Source organism: Mesorhizobium sp. LEGMi-168a, assembly GCF_058312955.1.
In genome coordinates this window covers 1-13652 of the sequence record NZ_JBZEGV010000032.1, presented here as the reverse complement: position 1 = coordinate 13652, position 13652 = coordinate 1, and the positions used below count along the sequence as shown (strand labels likewise).

At 65.0% G+C, this 13652-nt stretch carries 12 protein-coding genes; 9 read left to right on the top strand and 3 right to left on the bottom strand.

Going from position 1 to position 13652, the window contains the following annotated elements; genetic code table 11:
• Positions 1-162: 162 nt before the first annotated feature.
• The 3 genes from AC4FWB_RS28700 (at position 163) to AC4FWB_RS28690 (ending at position 3256) form a co-directional block, all read left to right on the top strand.
• Positions 163-1521, top strand: coding sequence for an Nramp family divalent metal transporter (locus AC4FWB_RS28700; RefSeq protein WP_491029607.1), 1359 nt, complete (start codon positions 163-165; stop codon positions 1519-1521).
• Between the two features lie 45 nt (positions 1522-1566).
• Positions 1567-2409 (top strand): protein-L-isoaspartate O-methyltransferase family protein, encoded by an 843-nt coding sequence (locus AC4FWB_RS28695; RefSeq protein ID WP_491029606.1) that lies wholly within the window; start codon positions 1567-1569, stop codon positions 2407-2409.
• 196 nt (positions 2410-2605) lie between these two features.
• Complete coding sequence (locus tag AC4FWB_RS28690; protein ID WP_491029605.1) at positions 2606-3256, top strand: dihydrofolate reductase family protein; 651 nt, start codon at positions 2606-2608, stop codon at positions 3254-3256.
• Between the two features lie 15 nt (positions 3257-3271).
• On the opposite strand, the gene AC4FWB_RS28685 is transcribed toward AC4FWB_RS28690, so the two are convergent.
• Positions 3272-4138, bottom strand: coding sequence for a LysR family transcriptional regulator (locus AC4FWB_RS28685; RefSeq protein ID WP_491029660.1), 867 nt, complete (start codon positions 4136-4138; stop codon positions 3272-3274).
• 100 nt (positions 4139-4238) lie between these two features.
• Here AC4FWB_RS28685 and AC4FWB_RS28680 point away from each other — a divergent pair, with 100 nt between their 5' ends.
• Positions 4239-4838: a LysE family translocator gene (locus AC4FWB_RS28680; RefSeq protein ID WP_491029604.1), complete on the top strand. Its 600-nt coding sequence runs from the start codon at positions 4239-4241 to the stop codon at positions 4836-4838.
• Between the two features lie 2 nt (positions 4839-4840).
• Here the strand turns inward: AC4FWB_RS28680 and AC4FWB_RS28675 are convergent, their stop codons facing one another.
• On the bottom strand, positions 4841-5602 hold the full coding sequence (locus AC4FWB_RS28675; protein WP_491029659.1) for an SDR family NAD(P)-dependent oxidoreductase: 762 nt from the start codon (positions 5600-5602) through the stop codon (positions 4841-4843).
• A gap of 223 nt (positions 5603-5825) precedes the next feature.
• On the opposite strand from AC4FWB_RS28675, the gene AC4FWB_RS28670 reads away from it, so the two are divergent.
• Positions 5826-6290 carry a MarR family winged helix-turn-helix transcriptional regulator gene (locus AC4FWB_RS28670; RefSeq protein ID WP_491029603.1) on the top strand — a complete coding sequence of 155 codons (465 nt, stop codon included), beginning with the start codon at positions 5826-5828 and terminating at the stop codon, positions 6288-6290.
• A 34-nt stretch (positions 6291-6324) separates the two neighbouring features.
• Here AC4FWB_RS28670 and AC4FWB_RS28665 read toward each other — a convergent pair whose 3' ends face one another.
• Positions 6325-7503, bottom strand: coding sequence for an MFS transporter (locus tag AC4FWB_RS28665; protein WP_491029602.1), 1179 nt, complete (start codon positions 7501-7503; stop codon positions 6325-6327).
• Between the two features lie 204 nt (positions 7504-7707).
• On the opposite strand from AC4FWB_RS28665, the gene AC4FWB_RS28660 reads away from it, so the two are divergent.
• The 4 genes from AC4FWB_RS28660 to carB all read left to right on the top strand — a co-directional run bounded on the left by AC4FWB_RS28660 (position 7708) and on the right by carB (position 13519).
• Entirely contained in the window at positions 7708-8064 is a 357-nt protein-coding gene (locus tag AC4FWB_RS28660) for an ArsR/SmtB family transcription factor (protein ID WP_491029601.1), read from the top strand.
• Entirely contained in the window at positions 8064-8822 is a 759-nt protein-coding gene (locus AC4FWB_RS28655) for a metallophosphoesterase family protein (protein ID WP_491029600.1), read from the top strand. The genes AC4FWB_RS28660 and AC4FWB_RS28655 overlap by 1 nt, the downstream gene beginning before the upstream one ends.
• A 2-nt stretch (positions 8823-8824) precedes the next feature.
• Positions 8825-9643, top strand: coding sequence for an SH3 domain-containing protein (locus AC4FWB_RS28650; protein ID WP_491029599.1), 819 nt, complete (start codon positions 8825-8827; stop codon positions 9641-9643).
• A 372-nt stretch (positions 9644-10015) separates the two neighbouring features.
• Complete coding sequence (gene carB / locus AC4FWB_RS28645) at positions 10016-13519, top strand: carbamoyl-phosphate synthase large subunit (RefSeq protein ID WP_491029598.1); 3504 nt, start codon at positions 10016-10018, stop codon at positions 13517-13519.
• The last annotated feature ends 133 nt before the right edge of the window (positions 13520-13652 follow it).

Genomic DNA, 13652 nt, shown 5'->3' with positions numbered 1-13652 from the left:
ACACGGAGCCGAGTGGTCTGGCCGTTTATTTGCATTCCCGCTCACGTGCAACCAGCCTGTGTCATTGGATAAAAAGCACAAACAATGAAATATAGCCTATTGCATAATGTTGAGCCATGGCATAGATAGGAGGCACACTCGATCCATCCCAACGGAATCCCCATGTCCGACGCCGAAGCAGCAGCCATCTCCAGTTCCGCATGGCGTTTCGACAGGCCCAACGACGAGCAGCCCAGCCTGCGCGAGGTCAACGCCTCTATCGCGGTGCCGAAGGCCGGCGTCTGGTTCCGCCGCCTGTTCGCCTTCATGGGTCCGGGCTACATGGTGTCGGTCGGGTACATGGATCCAGGCAACTGGGCGACCGACCTCGCCGGCGGCGCGCAGTTCGGCCACACGCTGCTTTTTGTCATCATGCTGTCGAACCTGATGGCGATCCTTTTGCAGGCGCTGGCCGCCCGCCTCGGCATCGCCACCGGCCGCGACCTCGCACAGGCCTGCCGCGCCTACTATCCCCGCCCCGTCAATTTCCTGCTCTGGATCGCCTGCGAGCTTGCGATCATCGCCTGCGACCTTGCCGAGGTGATCGGCACGGCGATCGCGCTGCAGCTTCTGTTCGGCATCCCGCTGATCGGCGGCGCTATTCTCACCGCGCTCGACGCCTTCCTCGTGCTAATGCTGATGAACAGCGGCTTCCGTTATCTCGAGGCATTCGTCGTCGCGCTCTTGATCATCATCTTCGGCTGCTTTGCCGTCCAGATCTTCGTTGCCGCGCCGCCGGCCGGCACGATCCTGCATTCGATGTTCGTGCCGTCTTCCGAGATCGTCACCAACCCGACGATGCTCTACATCGCCATCGGCATCATCGGCGCCACCGTGATGCCGCACAATCTCTACCTGCACTCATCGATCGTGCAGACCCGCGCCTATGAGCGCACCGACGCGGGCAAGCGCGACGCCATCAAGTGGGCGACGATGGATTCGACCGTCGCGCTGATCCTGGCGCTGTTCGTCAACGCCTCGATCCTGATCGTTGCGGCCGTGGCCTTCCACGGCACCGGGCACCAGGATGTCGCCGAGATCGGCCAGGCTTTTGCGTTGCTGTCGCCGCTCTTGGGCTTGAGCATCGCCTCGATCCTGTTCGCGATCGCGCTGCTCGCCTCCGGCCTCAACTCGACGGTCACCGCGACGCTCGCCGGCCAGATCGTGATGGAAGGCTTCCTGCGCCTGCGTATTCCGCAATGGGCGCGGCGCCTCCTGACGCGCGGCATCGCCATTGTCCCCGTCGTGATCGTCACCGCGCTCTATGGCGAAAAGGGCACGGCCCAGCTTCTGGTCTTCAGCCAGGTCATCCTGTCGATGCAGTTGCCCTTCGCCGTGGTGCCCCTGGTGCAGTTCGTGTCGGACAAGAAGAAGATGGGCAATTTCGCCATCCCGCGCGGCGTCGCCGCGCTCGCCTGGGTGGTCGCGGCCATCATCCTGGTGCTCAATTTCAAGCTGCTATTCGACACCTTCGCCGGCTGAGATCGAGCAGCGACATTCCGGCCGGCCATGCTATCTTCCGGAAGCATGACCGGATCGGACGATGCCCGAAAATTCTATGCCAAGCTGATGGCCGCGCATGCGCGCTCCGCCGATCCCCGCATCGAGGAGGTGTTCGCCTCGGTGCCGCGCGAGGCCTTTCTCGGGCCCGGACCGTGGACCGTTTTTGCCGGCGACGGCGCGTTCAAGACGCCGACCGCCGATCCAAGCTACATCTACCAGAATGTGCTTGTGGTGCTCGATGCCGATAAGGGCATCAACAACGGCGAGCCGATTCTGCACGCCATGTGGATTGGCAAGGTCGAACCGAAGCCCGGCGAAGCCGTCACCCATATCGGCGCCGGCACCGGCTACTACACCGCGCTGCTGGCCAGGCTGGTCGAACCGGGCGGCAGCGTCACCGCCTTCGAGATCGAAGCAGGCCTTGCCGTGCAAGCCAAGGTGAACCTCGCAGCCTATGGCAATGTCGAGGTCGTTCCTGCCGACGCCGTGGCCGCTCCGCTGCCGCCCTCCGACATCATCTATGTCAATGCCGCCGTCATTGCCCCGCCCGCGGCGTGGTTGAAAGCGCTCAAACCCGGCGGCCGCCTGATCTTTCCTTGGCGGCCGGCGGAGCGCATCGGCCTCGCCGTGCTGGTCACTTGCATGCAAGCGGGTTTCACCTGTCAGCCCTTCATGGGTTCCTGGTTCATCCCTTGCGTCGGCGCCTCTCTCGCCGGCCCGGGGGCAAAAGTGCCAACCCGCGAACGCGCGCTGCGCACGCGCTCGATCTGGCTGAGCGAAGACAAGGCGCCCGACCGCACCGCCACCGCCGTCTTCGGCGATGTCTGGTTCTCGTCTCGCGCAGTTCGTGGTGACAACGGGCGGTAGAAATCTACAGCTCAGTGTCGAAAAGGAGCCTTGTCGTCCGTCCTTAGAGCAATTCCAGGAAAAGTGCGTAGCGGTTTTCCGTCTGGAATTGCGTGGAAACAAATATTTAGAGCGGGTCAGCGCATCTATCGAAAGCTGGACCGCTCTAGACTGAAATCCGGCCGTGCCGGCGCGGATCGTAAAACGGGAGAGACAGATGCGCAAAATCATCGCCGCAACATTCGTCAGCCTCGACGGGATCATGCAGGCGCCCGGCGGACCGGACGAGGATCCCGTCGGCGGCTTCAAGTTCGGCGGCTGGACGTTCCATTACTTTGATGAGGTAGCGGGCGCGGCCTTGGATGAATTGTTCTCCAAACCCTTCGCGCTGCTGCTGGGGCGTAGAACCTACGACATCTTCGCCGCGTACTGGCCGTATCAGAAAGATCAGATCGCAGATGCCTTCAACCCTGCGACCAAATATGTGGCGACGCACCGCCCGGATTCGCTGACCTGGCAGAACACTCACGCGCTTGGGCCAGATGTCGTTGCAAGGCTCAGGCAGCTCAAACAGGAGGACGGACCTGACCTTCTCATCCAGGGATCCGGCAATCTGATCCAGACCCTGCTCGCCAACGGGCTGATCGACGAGATCCGGCTGATGATCTTCCCGCTGTTGCTCGGCAAGGGCAAGCGGCTGTTCGGTGACAGCGCGATGCCGGCCGCCTTCAAGCTTATCAAGTCGCGGACATCGAGCGCCGGCGTCATCATGGCGACCTATGAGCGTGGCGGCGAGATCAAGACCGGATCTTTCGCGACCGAACAGCCTTCGGAGGCCGAGCTCGAACGACGCAAGAACTGGAAGTAGCCAGGCTTTCTTTCCTCACGCCGCCTGCCGATAGCGCGCCAGACCCTCGCGGATGTGAGCGGCGAACGCCTCCGCCGCCGGCGCGGCAGCATGCTTCGGCAGATGCAGGTTGACGGAAAAGTTCGGCAGGGCCGGCAACTCGGCATCGGACAGGATGTCGAGATCGGCCGGAACCGTCGAGGCAAGCCAGGTGGTCACCGCAAGGTCTGAGCGCACCGTCGCCGTCGTTGCGTCGATGTTACCGTTCTCGAACACGGTGCGCCAATCCAGCCCATGCTCGCCAAGTGCCGTAAGAACAGCCGGACGGAAGGCGCATGTGTCCGCGACCATCGACACCGGCAAAGGCCGCTTCGAACGCGCCGAGCCGCCTCTGGCGCCGACCCAGACCAGGCGGTCGACAGCCAAGCATTCGCCGGCCGTCGGACCGGCCCGCTCCTCGATGACGACGAGATCGATCGTCCCTGCCGCCAGCGCCGCTGCAAGTTCCGGCGAAGAGGCGCAGACCAATGAAATCTCCACCTGCGGATAGGCTTCGGCATAAGTCTTGAGCACGGGTTGAAGCAATGTGCCGACAAGGTCGTAAGGCACGCCGATACGCACCTGGCCCGCGACCGCCTTGCCGCCCATCTCGGCGATGATCTCGTCGTTGAGCTGCAAGAGACGCCTGCCCTTGTCGAGCAGCCGCTCGCCGGAACGCGTCAGCCTCAGGCCGCGCCGGTCGCGCTCGAACAGTGTCTGGCCAAGAACTTCCTCCAGCCGCTTGATCTGCTGGCTGACGGCGCCTTGGGTGAGGTTGAGCGCATTGGCTGCCGCCGTCATGCTGGCCTTGTCGGCCGTGGTGACAAAGGTGCGGATGAGTGTGGTGTCGAGATCGCGGATCATGGTTCGCATTATAGTTTCTAATGCAGATCATATCAAACATTGCATTTACTGATGAGGCAAAGCGCCTAGCATGTCGGCTTCCTTCGACCGGGAAGCCGCCATGTCCGAAACTATCGTCCCCGTTGTCCTGTTCGCTTTGATCGCCACCTCGACACCCGGCATCGCCACAACGCTGTCGACGGCATCCGGCGCGCAGTTCGGCTTTCGCCGCTCGGTGCCTCTGATGGCCGGCAGCGCCGCTGGTCTCGCTTCGGTAGCGGCGGCAGGCGCGGCCGGCCTCGCAGGGCTGCTCACGGCCGTCCCTTCCCTGCAACTCGCCATGAAGATCGCCGGCTCGCTTTATCTCATCTGGCTGGCGATCAAGATCGGCCGCAGCGGCCCGCCCAATCTCGATGTCAGCATGGCCAAGCCGAACAGCTTCTTCGGCGGCGCCGGCATCCAGTGGATGAACCCGAAAGGCTGGGCCATGGGGCTGGGCGCTGCTGCTTCGTTCGCGGCGCTCGCGAACGGTCCCTTGCAGCTCGCGCTGTTGCTCGGCGCCGTATTCGGTCTTGCCGCCGCCTTCTCGCTGTCGCTCTGGTGCGTGGCCGGCACGCTGCTGGCCCGCCTGCTCCGCACCGAACGGCAGTGGCGGGCGCTCAACATCGTGCTCGGGCTGCTGCTGGCCGCCTCCATCCTGCAGATGTGGCGGCCAGCTTGACCTCAGGCCGCGTAGCGCGCCGCCGGCTTGCCGGCGATCAGGCTGACGTAGAAGCTGTCCCTGGCGCCGAGATAGGCATCGAGCTTGGCCGGATCGGCAAGCCCGGGCGCGGTGATCGTCTCGCCCTGGGCAAGGCCGGCGAGCGAGGCGTCGACGAGATCGTCCACGGTCATCACCCAATCCTGGTTGAGGGAATCGATGTCGGCGCCGGAAAGCTCCCAGAATTCGGTGCGGATCGGCCCGGGCAGCACCACCTGCGCCCGCACTCCGGTGCCGGCGACTTCCTTCTGCACCGCTTCGGTGAAGTTGACGACATAGGCCTTGGTCCCGCTGTAGATGCCGCCGACGGCGATGCCATAGGCGGCAACCGAGGCGATGTTGACGATGGCGCCACGGTTGCGCGCGAGCAGCCCCGGCAACACGGCGCGGGTCAGCCGGGTCAACGCTATGACATTGACCTTGATCATGCGCTCGACGGCGTCGGCATCGGCACTGGCGATCACCATCTGACCGCCGAGCCCGGCATTGTTGACCAGCAATGTTACGCTCTCGTCGGCGGCAATCGTCTGCTCGACGCGGCGCACGTCACCATCGTTGGAGAGATCGGCGGCAATCACCTTGACCTTACGGCCATAGGCATAGGCAAGCTTGTCAGCGAGTTCCTGCAACCGGTCGGCGCGCCGCGCCACCAGCACCAGATCGTAGCCCTGCCCGGCCAGCCGGTCGGCATAGACCGCGCCGATGCCCGAGGAAGCGCCGGTAATGACGGCCGTGCCCTTGTTGTCATTCTTGCTCGTTGTCCTGTTCCTTTTCGTCCTGTGGGGCTCTCATTCGGCTTCGACGGAGAAGTCGGGGCCGAACCCGTTATCCAATTAGTGGCATATGCCACTTTGCCGAAGTAGGTATATGCCACTATCTTGTCAACGGCGGTGCCGAAAACTATTTCTGCGGCAGGCTGGCGCACCTCTTCGCCGGCAAGGAGTGAACATGACCGAAGCTCAGCAGCAGGGATTCAGCCGGTGCAACAACGCCACCTTGCGGCGCGCCGCGCGCAGGCTCAGCCGCTTCTACGATGACGCGCTGGCGCCTTCGGGCTTGAAGGGCACGCAGTTCGGCCTGCTCTTTCAGATCCATGTCAGTAGCGAGCCGGCGATGGGCGCCATTGCCGAGGCGCTGATCATGGACCTTTCCGCGCTCGGTCACACGCTGAAGCCGCTGATCCGCGACGGCTACGTCGAGACTTTTGCGGACAAGGACGACCGCCGCATCAAGCGCGTGCGGCTGACGCCGTTGGGAGAGATCAAGCTCGACGAGGCAATCAAGCTATGGAGCGCTGCCCAGCGGCAATTCGAGGATAAGGTCGGCGCGGAACAGGCCGCGAAGCTGCGCGCAACGCTGGACGCGGTGGCTGACTTGAATCTGGAAATGCCGGCGGCCGCTCCTTCCCTCTGAAGAAGCGGCCGCCACCGGTCATTTCCTGGCTGTTTTATTCCGCCGGCATCGCAACCGGGCGAGCCAGCACCCGTCCGGCAAGCACAACACCCAGTCCCGCGATCGGGAACATGGCGGCGATCACGCCGAGGTCGGCCGGTGCGCCGAAGCGCAGCACCGCGCCGCCGACCACCGCGCCGAGCGCGACGCCGAAATAGAGCGCCGATGCATTGAGCGAGAGCACGATGGGTGCTGCATCAGGGGCGATCTTGATGATGCGGCTTGCCTGTGCCGGCGGGAAGGCCCAGCCGACGATGCCCCATGGCACCATCATGCCCATCAGCGCCGGCCCGGCGATCGAATGCGGCAGGAAGGTCGGGATCAGCGAGAAGGTGACCAGCATCGCCGCGGAGAGCGCCAGGGACCAGCAGACGGTGCGCGCCGCGCCGAAACGGTCGGCAGCCTGGCCGCCGGCGATGTTGCCGATGACGGCCCCGACGCCGAAGGCGAGCAGCATGCCGGGCAGCGCGAGCGGGCTCAAGCCGCCGCCTTCGATCGCCAAAGGCGCGATGAAGGCAAAGACGGTGAAGGCGCCGACCAGCGCCAGCACCGTCGTCAAAAGGATCGGCATCACGCCGGGGCGAACCGCTGCGGCCAGCCTGCGCTTCAGCGGCAGCCTGGTGCCGACAATGCCGCGCGGCAAGCGCCACCACAGGATCGCCCCAGCCAGCGCGCCTAGCCCGGCAATGGCGAAGAACGTGCCGCGCCAGCCGGCAATCGCCGCGACCAGCGCGCCGAGCGGCGCGCCGACCGCCACCGCCACCGTGGTGCCGCCGACAACGACCGCGATGGCACGGGCGCGGTGATGGTCGTCGACCAGCGCCACCGCCGTCCCTTGCGCGGTCGCAGCGAACAGGCCGGACGACAGCGCCATGACGATGCGCGCGATCAGCAGCAGCTCGAAGGACGAGCTTACCGCCGCGACCAGGTTGCCGATGACGAAGAACACCAACGTCCACAGGATGACGCGCCGCCGGTCCCACTCACCGGTCAGCGTCGCAAGGACCGGCGCGCCGATCGCATAGGCGAGCGCGAAGGCGGTGATGAGCGAGCCGGCAAGCGGCACGGAGATGCCGGCATCCGAGGCGATGTCGGGAAGAAGGCTGGAGATGACGAAGCCTTCGGTCGAGATCGCAAACGATCCGAGCGCAAGCCAGAAGATCCGCTTGTCCATGGGATGAGTCCTTAGTTCAAAGGTTATTGAACAATTGGACATAACGGGGCATGATGTCAACGCAGCCAGGGAAAAATAGCTGAACCCTGCTGACAGCCCGGTGTCAGGACGGGGTAAAAACAAGAGCCGAACGAAGAAGCTGCGTAACCCGGCAAGAGAAGGAGACGCGTTGAAGTTGGTTCAGTTTGTGCTTAATTCTCGGCCATGACCCTGCCCCATCCGACCTCCGACCAGATCAGCCTGCCGATCGTGCTTGCCGTGCTCGGCGATCCGACCAGGCTCGCCATCGTGCGCTATCTGGCCAGCAAGGAAGGCGTGCCGCTGAACTGCAGCAAGTTCCTCGATCTCGCCTCCAAGACCAACCTCTCCTACCACCTCGCCAAGCTGCGTGAGGCCGGCGTGACGCGCACCGAAGCGGTCGGCACCAGCCGGCTGATCACGCTGCGCCGCGACGACCTCGACAAGCGCTTCCCCGGCCTGCTCGACAGCGTGATCGCGGCTGCCGGCGATGACAAGGCGCTGCCGATGGTCGGCACCGCCGACAGCGAAATCGACGCCTGATGCGCATTGCAGTCCTCGCTGACATCCACGGCAACGTGCTCGCCTTGGACGCTGTGCTCGACGATCTCGAGCGCCGCGGCGGCGCCGACCTCGTCGTCAATCTCGGCGATTGCGTCTCCGGGCCGCTCTGGCCGCGCGAGACCATGCAGCGGCTTGAGGCGCTCGGCCTGCCGACGGTGCGCGGCAACCACGACCGCCGTGTCGCCGAGGACCCGGCCGACGGGAACATGTGGCCATCCGACCGCTATGCGCAGGAGCGGCTGACGCCGGCGCAGCGCGAGGCGCTGTTTGCCTTGCCGCTTACGCTCGAGATCGCGCCGGGCATCGTGGCTTTCCACGCCCGGCCCGACCATGACGAAAAGTATCTTGCGGATGCGATCGTAGATGGACAGCTGGTGCGTGCGCCGCTCGCTGCGATCAAGCGGCGACTGAAGTCGCTCGACCCCGCCTGCCGGATCGCGCTCTGTGGCCACAGCCATCGCAGCGAACTCATCCGCATTCCGGGCGGCCCCGTTATCTTCAACCCCGGCAGCGTCGGTTGCCCCGCTTATGCCGACGATACGCCGCCGGCGCATGTCTCCGAGCAAGGCAGCCCGCATGCGCGCTACGGCATCGTCGAACTGCGCGCGCCCGGCCGCCCCGATCGTTTCGAAGCGATCGCCGTGGACTACGACCATGAAGCCGCCGCAAAGCAGGCCGAACAGGCGGGACGGCAGGAATGGGCGCACGCCCTGCGAACCGGTTTTATGAAGGATTGAGGATGAGGCGCAAAGCTGCGCTCCGATCGACGCTGCTGATCGCCGCTCCTTTGCTGCTGGCATCCCTGCCGGCCATGGCGCAGGACGCGCCGGGCACGATCATTTCGATCATCGGCGGCCTCGCGCCGGACGATCTCCTCAACATCCGCGCCACCGCTTCGCCAAGCGGAAAGATCGCGGCGCGCCTGCCGAACGGCGCGGCCGTGAAGAATTTCGGCTGCAACCTCGTCAACGGTTATCCCTGGTGCAAGATCGAGGACACCCAGGGCGCGAATGTCGTCGGATGGGTGCCCGGCCGCTACCTCAGCCCGACCAACCCGGCGCCCGCGCCAGAAGATGCCGCAGCACCTGCAGCCGAAGCCGTCGCGTCTGGGGAAGCCAACGCGGCTCAGCCCTCAGAAGCGCCGTCGCCCGACATCGCCGCGCGCCTGGGCAGCGGCGAGCCGGCCAAGCCGCCATCCGCCGCCGATATCAGCGTGACCGCCATGCAGGATGCCTACGGCCTCGCCTTCGCAGCCTCGACAAACGCTGGTGCCGACACCCCTGCCCCCGACGCAGCCGGCGGCATCCCATGCGCCCGCCGCATCGGCCAGCCGATGACCCGCTGCGCGGTCAGCGTCGCGCGCAAGGACGGCGACAGCGCCGTGACGGTGACCTGGCCGGATGGCGGCACCCGCGTCATCACCTTCCATGGCGGCCAGCCGTTCGGCTCGGACTCGCCCGACGAATTCCGCTTCACCCGCGAGGGCACGCTCAACATGATCCGCGTCGGCGTTTCCGAGCGGTTTGAAATTACGGACCAGTTGGTATTGGGGAATTGATAGACTCGAGAGGCCGGCGGGACAGCGCCCCCCTCTGTCCTGCCGGACATCTCCCCCACTTGGGGGGAGATTGGCAGTTTTGACGCCTCGCTTTTTTCTGCATCGTGGAAAATTGGCGAAAACGATCGTGACATCCAATCTCCCCCCTCGTGGGGGAGATGTCCGGCAGGACAGAGGGGGGCGCGAAGGAATGAGACGCCCGTTTGCTCCGTCTGGCCAACCCGCAAAAACCCGCATTTTCGGGGTTACATCCGCCAAAACTCTCCCCTATAAGGCCCTCCTAGCCTGATACCAGAATCGCAAGCACAACCGGCCGGGTCCTCCCCCGCCCGGTTTTTCGTGCAAGCCGCTCGCCGAACGGAATTTTCGAACATGCCAAGACGCACTGACATCAAGTCGATCCTGATCATCGGGGCCGGCCCCATCGTCATCGGCCAGGCATGCGAGTTCGACTATTCCGGCACCCAGGCCTGCAAGGCGCTGAAGGAAGAAGGTTTCCGCGTCATCCTGGTCAACTCCAATCCGGCCACGATCATGACCGATCCGGAGCTGGCCGACGCCACCTATATCGAGCCGATCACGCCGGAAGTGGTGGCCAAGATCATCGCCAAGGAGCGTCCCGATGCGCTGCTGCCCACCATGGGCGGCCAGACGGCGCTCAACACCGCGCTGTCGCTGCGCCGCATGGGTGTGCTCGACCGTTACAATGTCGAGATGATCGGCGCCGACGCTCATGCCATCGACAAGGCCGAGGACCGCGCGCTGTTCCGCCAGGCGATGAGCAAGATCGGCCTGGAGACGCCGCGCTCGATGCTAGCCAATGCCACGGACGTCAAGGACGCCGATCGCAAGATCCACGAAGCCGAGCGCGCGGCGCTGAAGGCCGAGAACCCGCCGCACCTGGACGCCGCGCTCGACGCGCTGGAGACGCGCTGGAACCTCGGCGAAGGCGACCGCAAGCAGCGCTATATCAGCCACGGAATGGCGATCGCCGCGCTGGCGCTTGACCATGTCGGCCTGCCGGCGATCATCCGGCCTTCCTTCACCATGGGCGGCACCGGCGGCGGCATCGCCTACAACCGCGCCGAATTCTACGACATCGTCCAGTCCGGCCTCGACGCCTCGCCGACCACGGAAGTGCTGATCGAGGAAAGCGTGCTCGGCTGGAAGGAGTATGAGATGGAGGTCGTCCGCGACAAGGCGGACAATTGCATCATCATCTGCTCGATCGAGAACCTCGATCCGATGGGCGTGCACACGGGCGATTCCATCACCGTCGCGCCGGCGCTGACCTTGACCGACAAAGAGTATCAGATGATGCGCAACGCCTCGATCGCGGTGCTGCGCGAGATCGGCGTCGAGACCGGCGGCTCCAACGTTCAGTTCGCCGTCAATCCGGCCGATGGCCGCCTGGTGGTGATCGAGATGAACCCGCGCGTCTCGCGCTCCTCGGCGCTGGCCTCGAAAGCCACCGGCTTCCCGATCGCCAAGGTCGCGGCGAAACTCGCCGTCGGCTACACGCTGGACGAGCTGGAGAACGACATCACAGGCGGCGCGACGCCGGCTTCCTTCGAGCCGACCATCGATTATGTGGTCACCAAGATCCCGCGTTTCGCCTTCGAGAAATTCCCGGGCGCCGAGCCGGTGCTGACCACCGCGATGAAGTCGGTGGGCGAAGTGATGGCGATCGGCCGCACTTTTCAGGAATCGCTGCAGAAGGCTCTACGCGGACTGGAAACCGGCCTGACGGGATTGGACGAGATCGAGATCCCCGGCCTTGGCCACGGCGCCACCCCCGCCAGCCACGCCGACGACCGCAACGCCATCCGCGCCGCGCTCGGCACGCCGACGCCCGACCGGCTGCGCATGGTGGCGCAAGCGATCCGCATGGGCACTTCGCTCGAAGACGTGCACGCCATGTGCAAGATCGATCCGTGGTTCCTGGAGCAGATCGCCGGCATCATCGCCATGGAAGAGCGCATCCGCGAGCATGGTTTGCCGCAGGACGCCGCCAACCTGCGCATGTTGAAGGCCATGGGTTTTTCGGATGCCCGCCTCGCCTCGCTGACCAAGACCGACGCCGAACACGTTCAGGCCGCGCGCGAGAAGCTCGACGTTCATCCGGTCTATAAGCGCATCGACACCTGCGCCGCCGAGTTCGCCTCGCCGACCGCCTACATGTACTCGACCTATGAAGTGCCCTTCGTCGGCGAGCCCGCCAACGAGGCGCGGGTGTCGTCGCGCAAGAAGGTGGTCATCCTCGGCGGCGGTCCGAACCGCATCGGCCAGGGCATCGAGTTCGACTATTGCTGCTGCCATGCGGCGTTTGCGCTGCGCGACGCCGGCTACGAGGCGATCATGGTCAACTGCAACCCGGAGACCGTCTCGACCGACTACGACACCTCCGACCGCCTCTATTTCGATCCGCTGACGGCGGAAGACGTGCTGGAGATCCTGCGCGCCGAGCAGGCGTCCGGCGAGTTGGTCGGCGTCATCGTCCAGTTCGGCGGCCAGACGCCGCTGAAGCTCGCCGACGCGCTGGAACAAGCCGGGATCCCGATCCTCGGCACCTCGCCCGACATGATCGACCTGGCAGAGGACCGCGACCGCTTCCAGAAGCTGTTGCACAAGCTCGGCCTCACCCAGCCGAAGAACGGCATCGCCTATTCGGTCGAGCAGGCGCGCCTCGTCGCCGGCGAGCTCGGCTTCCCGCTGGTGGTGCGCCCGTCCTATGTGCTCGGCGGCCGCGCCATGCAGATCATCCATGACGAGGGCATGCTGCAGACCTATCTGCTCGACACCGTGCCCGGCCTGGTGCCGGAGGACATCAAGCAGAAATACCCCAACGACAAGACCGGCCAGATCAACACGCTGCTCGGCAAGAACCCGTTGCTGTTCGACACTTATCTCACCGGCGCCATCGAGGTCGATGTCGACTGCCTGTGCGACGGCAAGGAGACCTTCGTCTCCGGCATCCTGGAGCATATCGAGGAGGCCGGCATCCATTCGGGCGATAGTGCCTGCTCGCTGCCGGTGCACGCGCTTCACCCGGACCTCGTCGACGAGCTGGAGCGGCAGACTGCGGCGCTCGCGCGCGCGCTCAATGTCGGCGGCCTGATGAACGTGCAATACGCGATCCAGGACGGCACGGTCTATGTGCTGGAGGTCAACCCGCGCGCTTCGCGCACCGTGCCCTTCGTCGCCAAGACCATCGGGCGTCCGATCGCCAAGATCGCAGCCCGCATCATGGCCGGTGAGACGCTGGAAAACGCCTTCGCCCACTACGGCGCCATGCCCGACCCGCGCAATCCCGGCCACATCGCGGTCAAGGAAGCCGTTTTCCCCTTCGCCCGCTTCCCCGGCGTCGACATCCTGCTCGGGCCGGAAATGCGCTCGACCGGCGAGGTGATGGGCCTCGACCGCGACTTCGCGCTGGCCTTCGCCAAGAGCCAGCTGGGCGCCAATGTCGACCTGCCGCGCTCGGGCACGCTGTTCGTCTCGGTGCGCGACGAAGACAAGAAGGGCATCCTGCCGGCCGTGAAACGCCTCGCCGGCCAGGGCTTCAAGGTCCTCGCCACTTCCGGCACCGCGCGCTTCCTCGCCGAGAACGGCGTGACGGCGGAAAAGATCAACAAGGTGCTCGAAGGCCGCCCGCACATCGAGGACGCCATCCGCAACCGCCAGGTCCAGATCGTCTTCAACACCACCGACGGCCAGAAGGCGGTGTCGGACTCGAAGTCGCTGCGGCGTGCGACGCTGATGCAGAAGGTGCCGTATTACACGACGCTGTCGGGCGCGGCGGCTGTGGCCGAGGCGATTGCGGCGTTGAGGGCGGGGAATTTGGAAGTGAGACCGCTGCAGGAATATTTTGGGTGAGAGGCCTTCCCTTCTCCCCTCATATGATGAGTTGAAGGTCAAGGGGTGTGGTCACCATTGTTGACGGCCTTTGTGGTTGTCGACGGTATCCAGTTGCGCCCATTCCCAGTACCGGCAGCCATGGCTGACCCGT

What these genes read in the sequence shown, in the direction of transcription:
- AC4FWB_RS28700 (WP_491029607.1), top strand. Translation starts at nt 163, where the DNA reads ATGTCCGACGCCGAAGCAGCAGCCATCTCCAGTTCCGCATGGCGTTTC.
- AC4FWB_RS28695 (WP_491029606.1), top strand. Translation starts at nt 1,567, where the DNA reads ATGACCGGATCGGACGATGCCCGAAAATTCTATGCCAAGCTGATGGCC.
- AC4FWB_RS28690 (WP_491029605.1), top strand. Translation starts at nt 2,606, where the DNA reads ATGCGCAAAATCATCGCCGCAACATTCGTCAGCCTCGACGGGATCATG.
- AC4FWB_RS28685 (WP_491029660.1), bottom strand. Translation starts at nt 4,138, where the DNA reads ATGATCCGCGATCTCGACACCACACTCATCCGCACCTTTGTCACCACG.
- AC4FWB_RS28680 (WP_491029604.1), top strand. Translation starts at nt 4,239, where the DNA reads ATGTCCGAAACTATCGTCCCCGTTGTCCTGTTCGCTTTGATCGCCACC.
- AC4FWB_RS28670 (WP_491029603.1), top strand. Translation starts at nt 5,826, where the DNA reads ATGACCGAAGCTCAGCAGCAGGGATTCAGCCGGTGCAACAACGCCACC.
- AC4FWB_RS28665 (WP_491029602.1), bottom strand. Translation starts at nt 7,503, where the DNA reads ATGGACAAGCGGATCTTCTGGCTTGCGCTCGGATCGTTTGCGATCTCG.
- AC4FWB_RS28660 (WP_491029601.1), top strand. Translation starts at nt 7,708, where the DNA reads ATGACCCTGCCCCATCCGACCTCCGACCAGATCAGCCTGCCGATCGTG.
- AC4FWB_RS28655 (WP_491029600.1), top strand. Translation starts at nt 8,064, where the DNA reads ATGCGCATTGCAGTCCTCGCTGACATCCACGGCAACGTGCTCGCCTTG.
- AC4FWB_RS28650 (WP_491029599.1), top strand. Translation starts at nt 8,825, where the DNA reads ATGAGGCGCAAAGCTGCGCTCCGATCGACGCTGCTGATCGCCGCTCCT.
- carB (WP_491029598.1), top strand. Translation starts at nt 10,016, where the DNA reads ATGCCAAGACGCACTGACATCAAGTCGATCCTGATCATCGGGGCCGGC.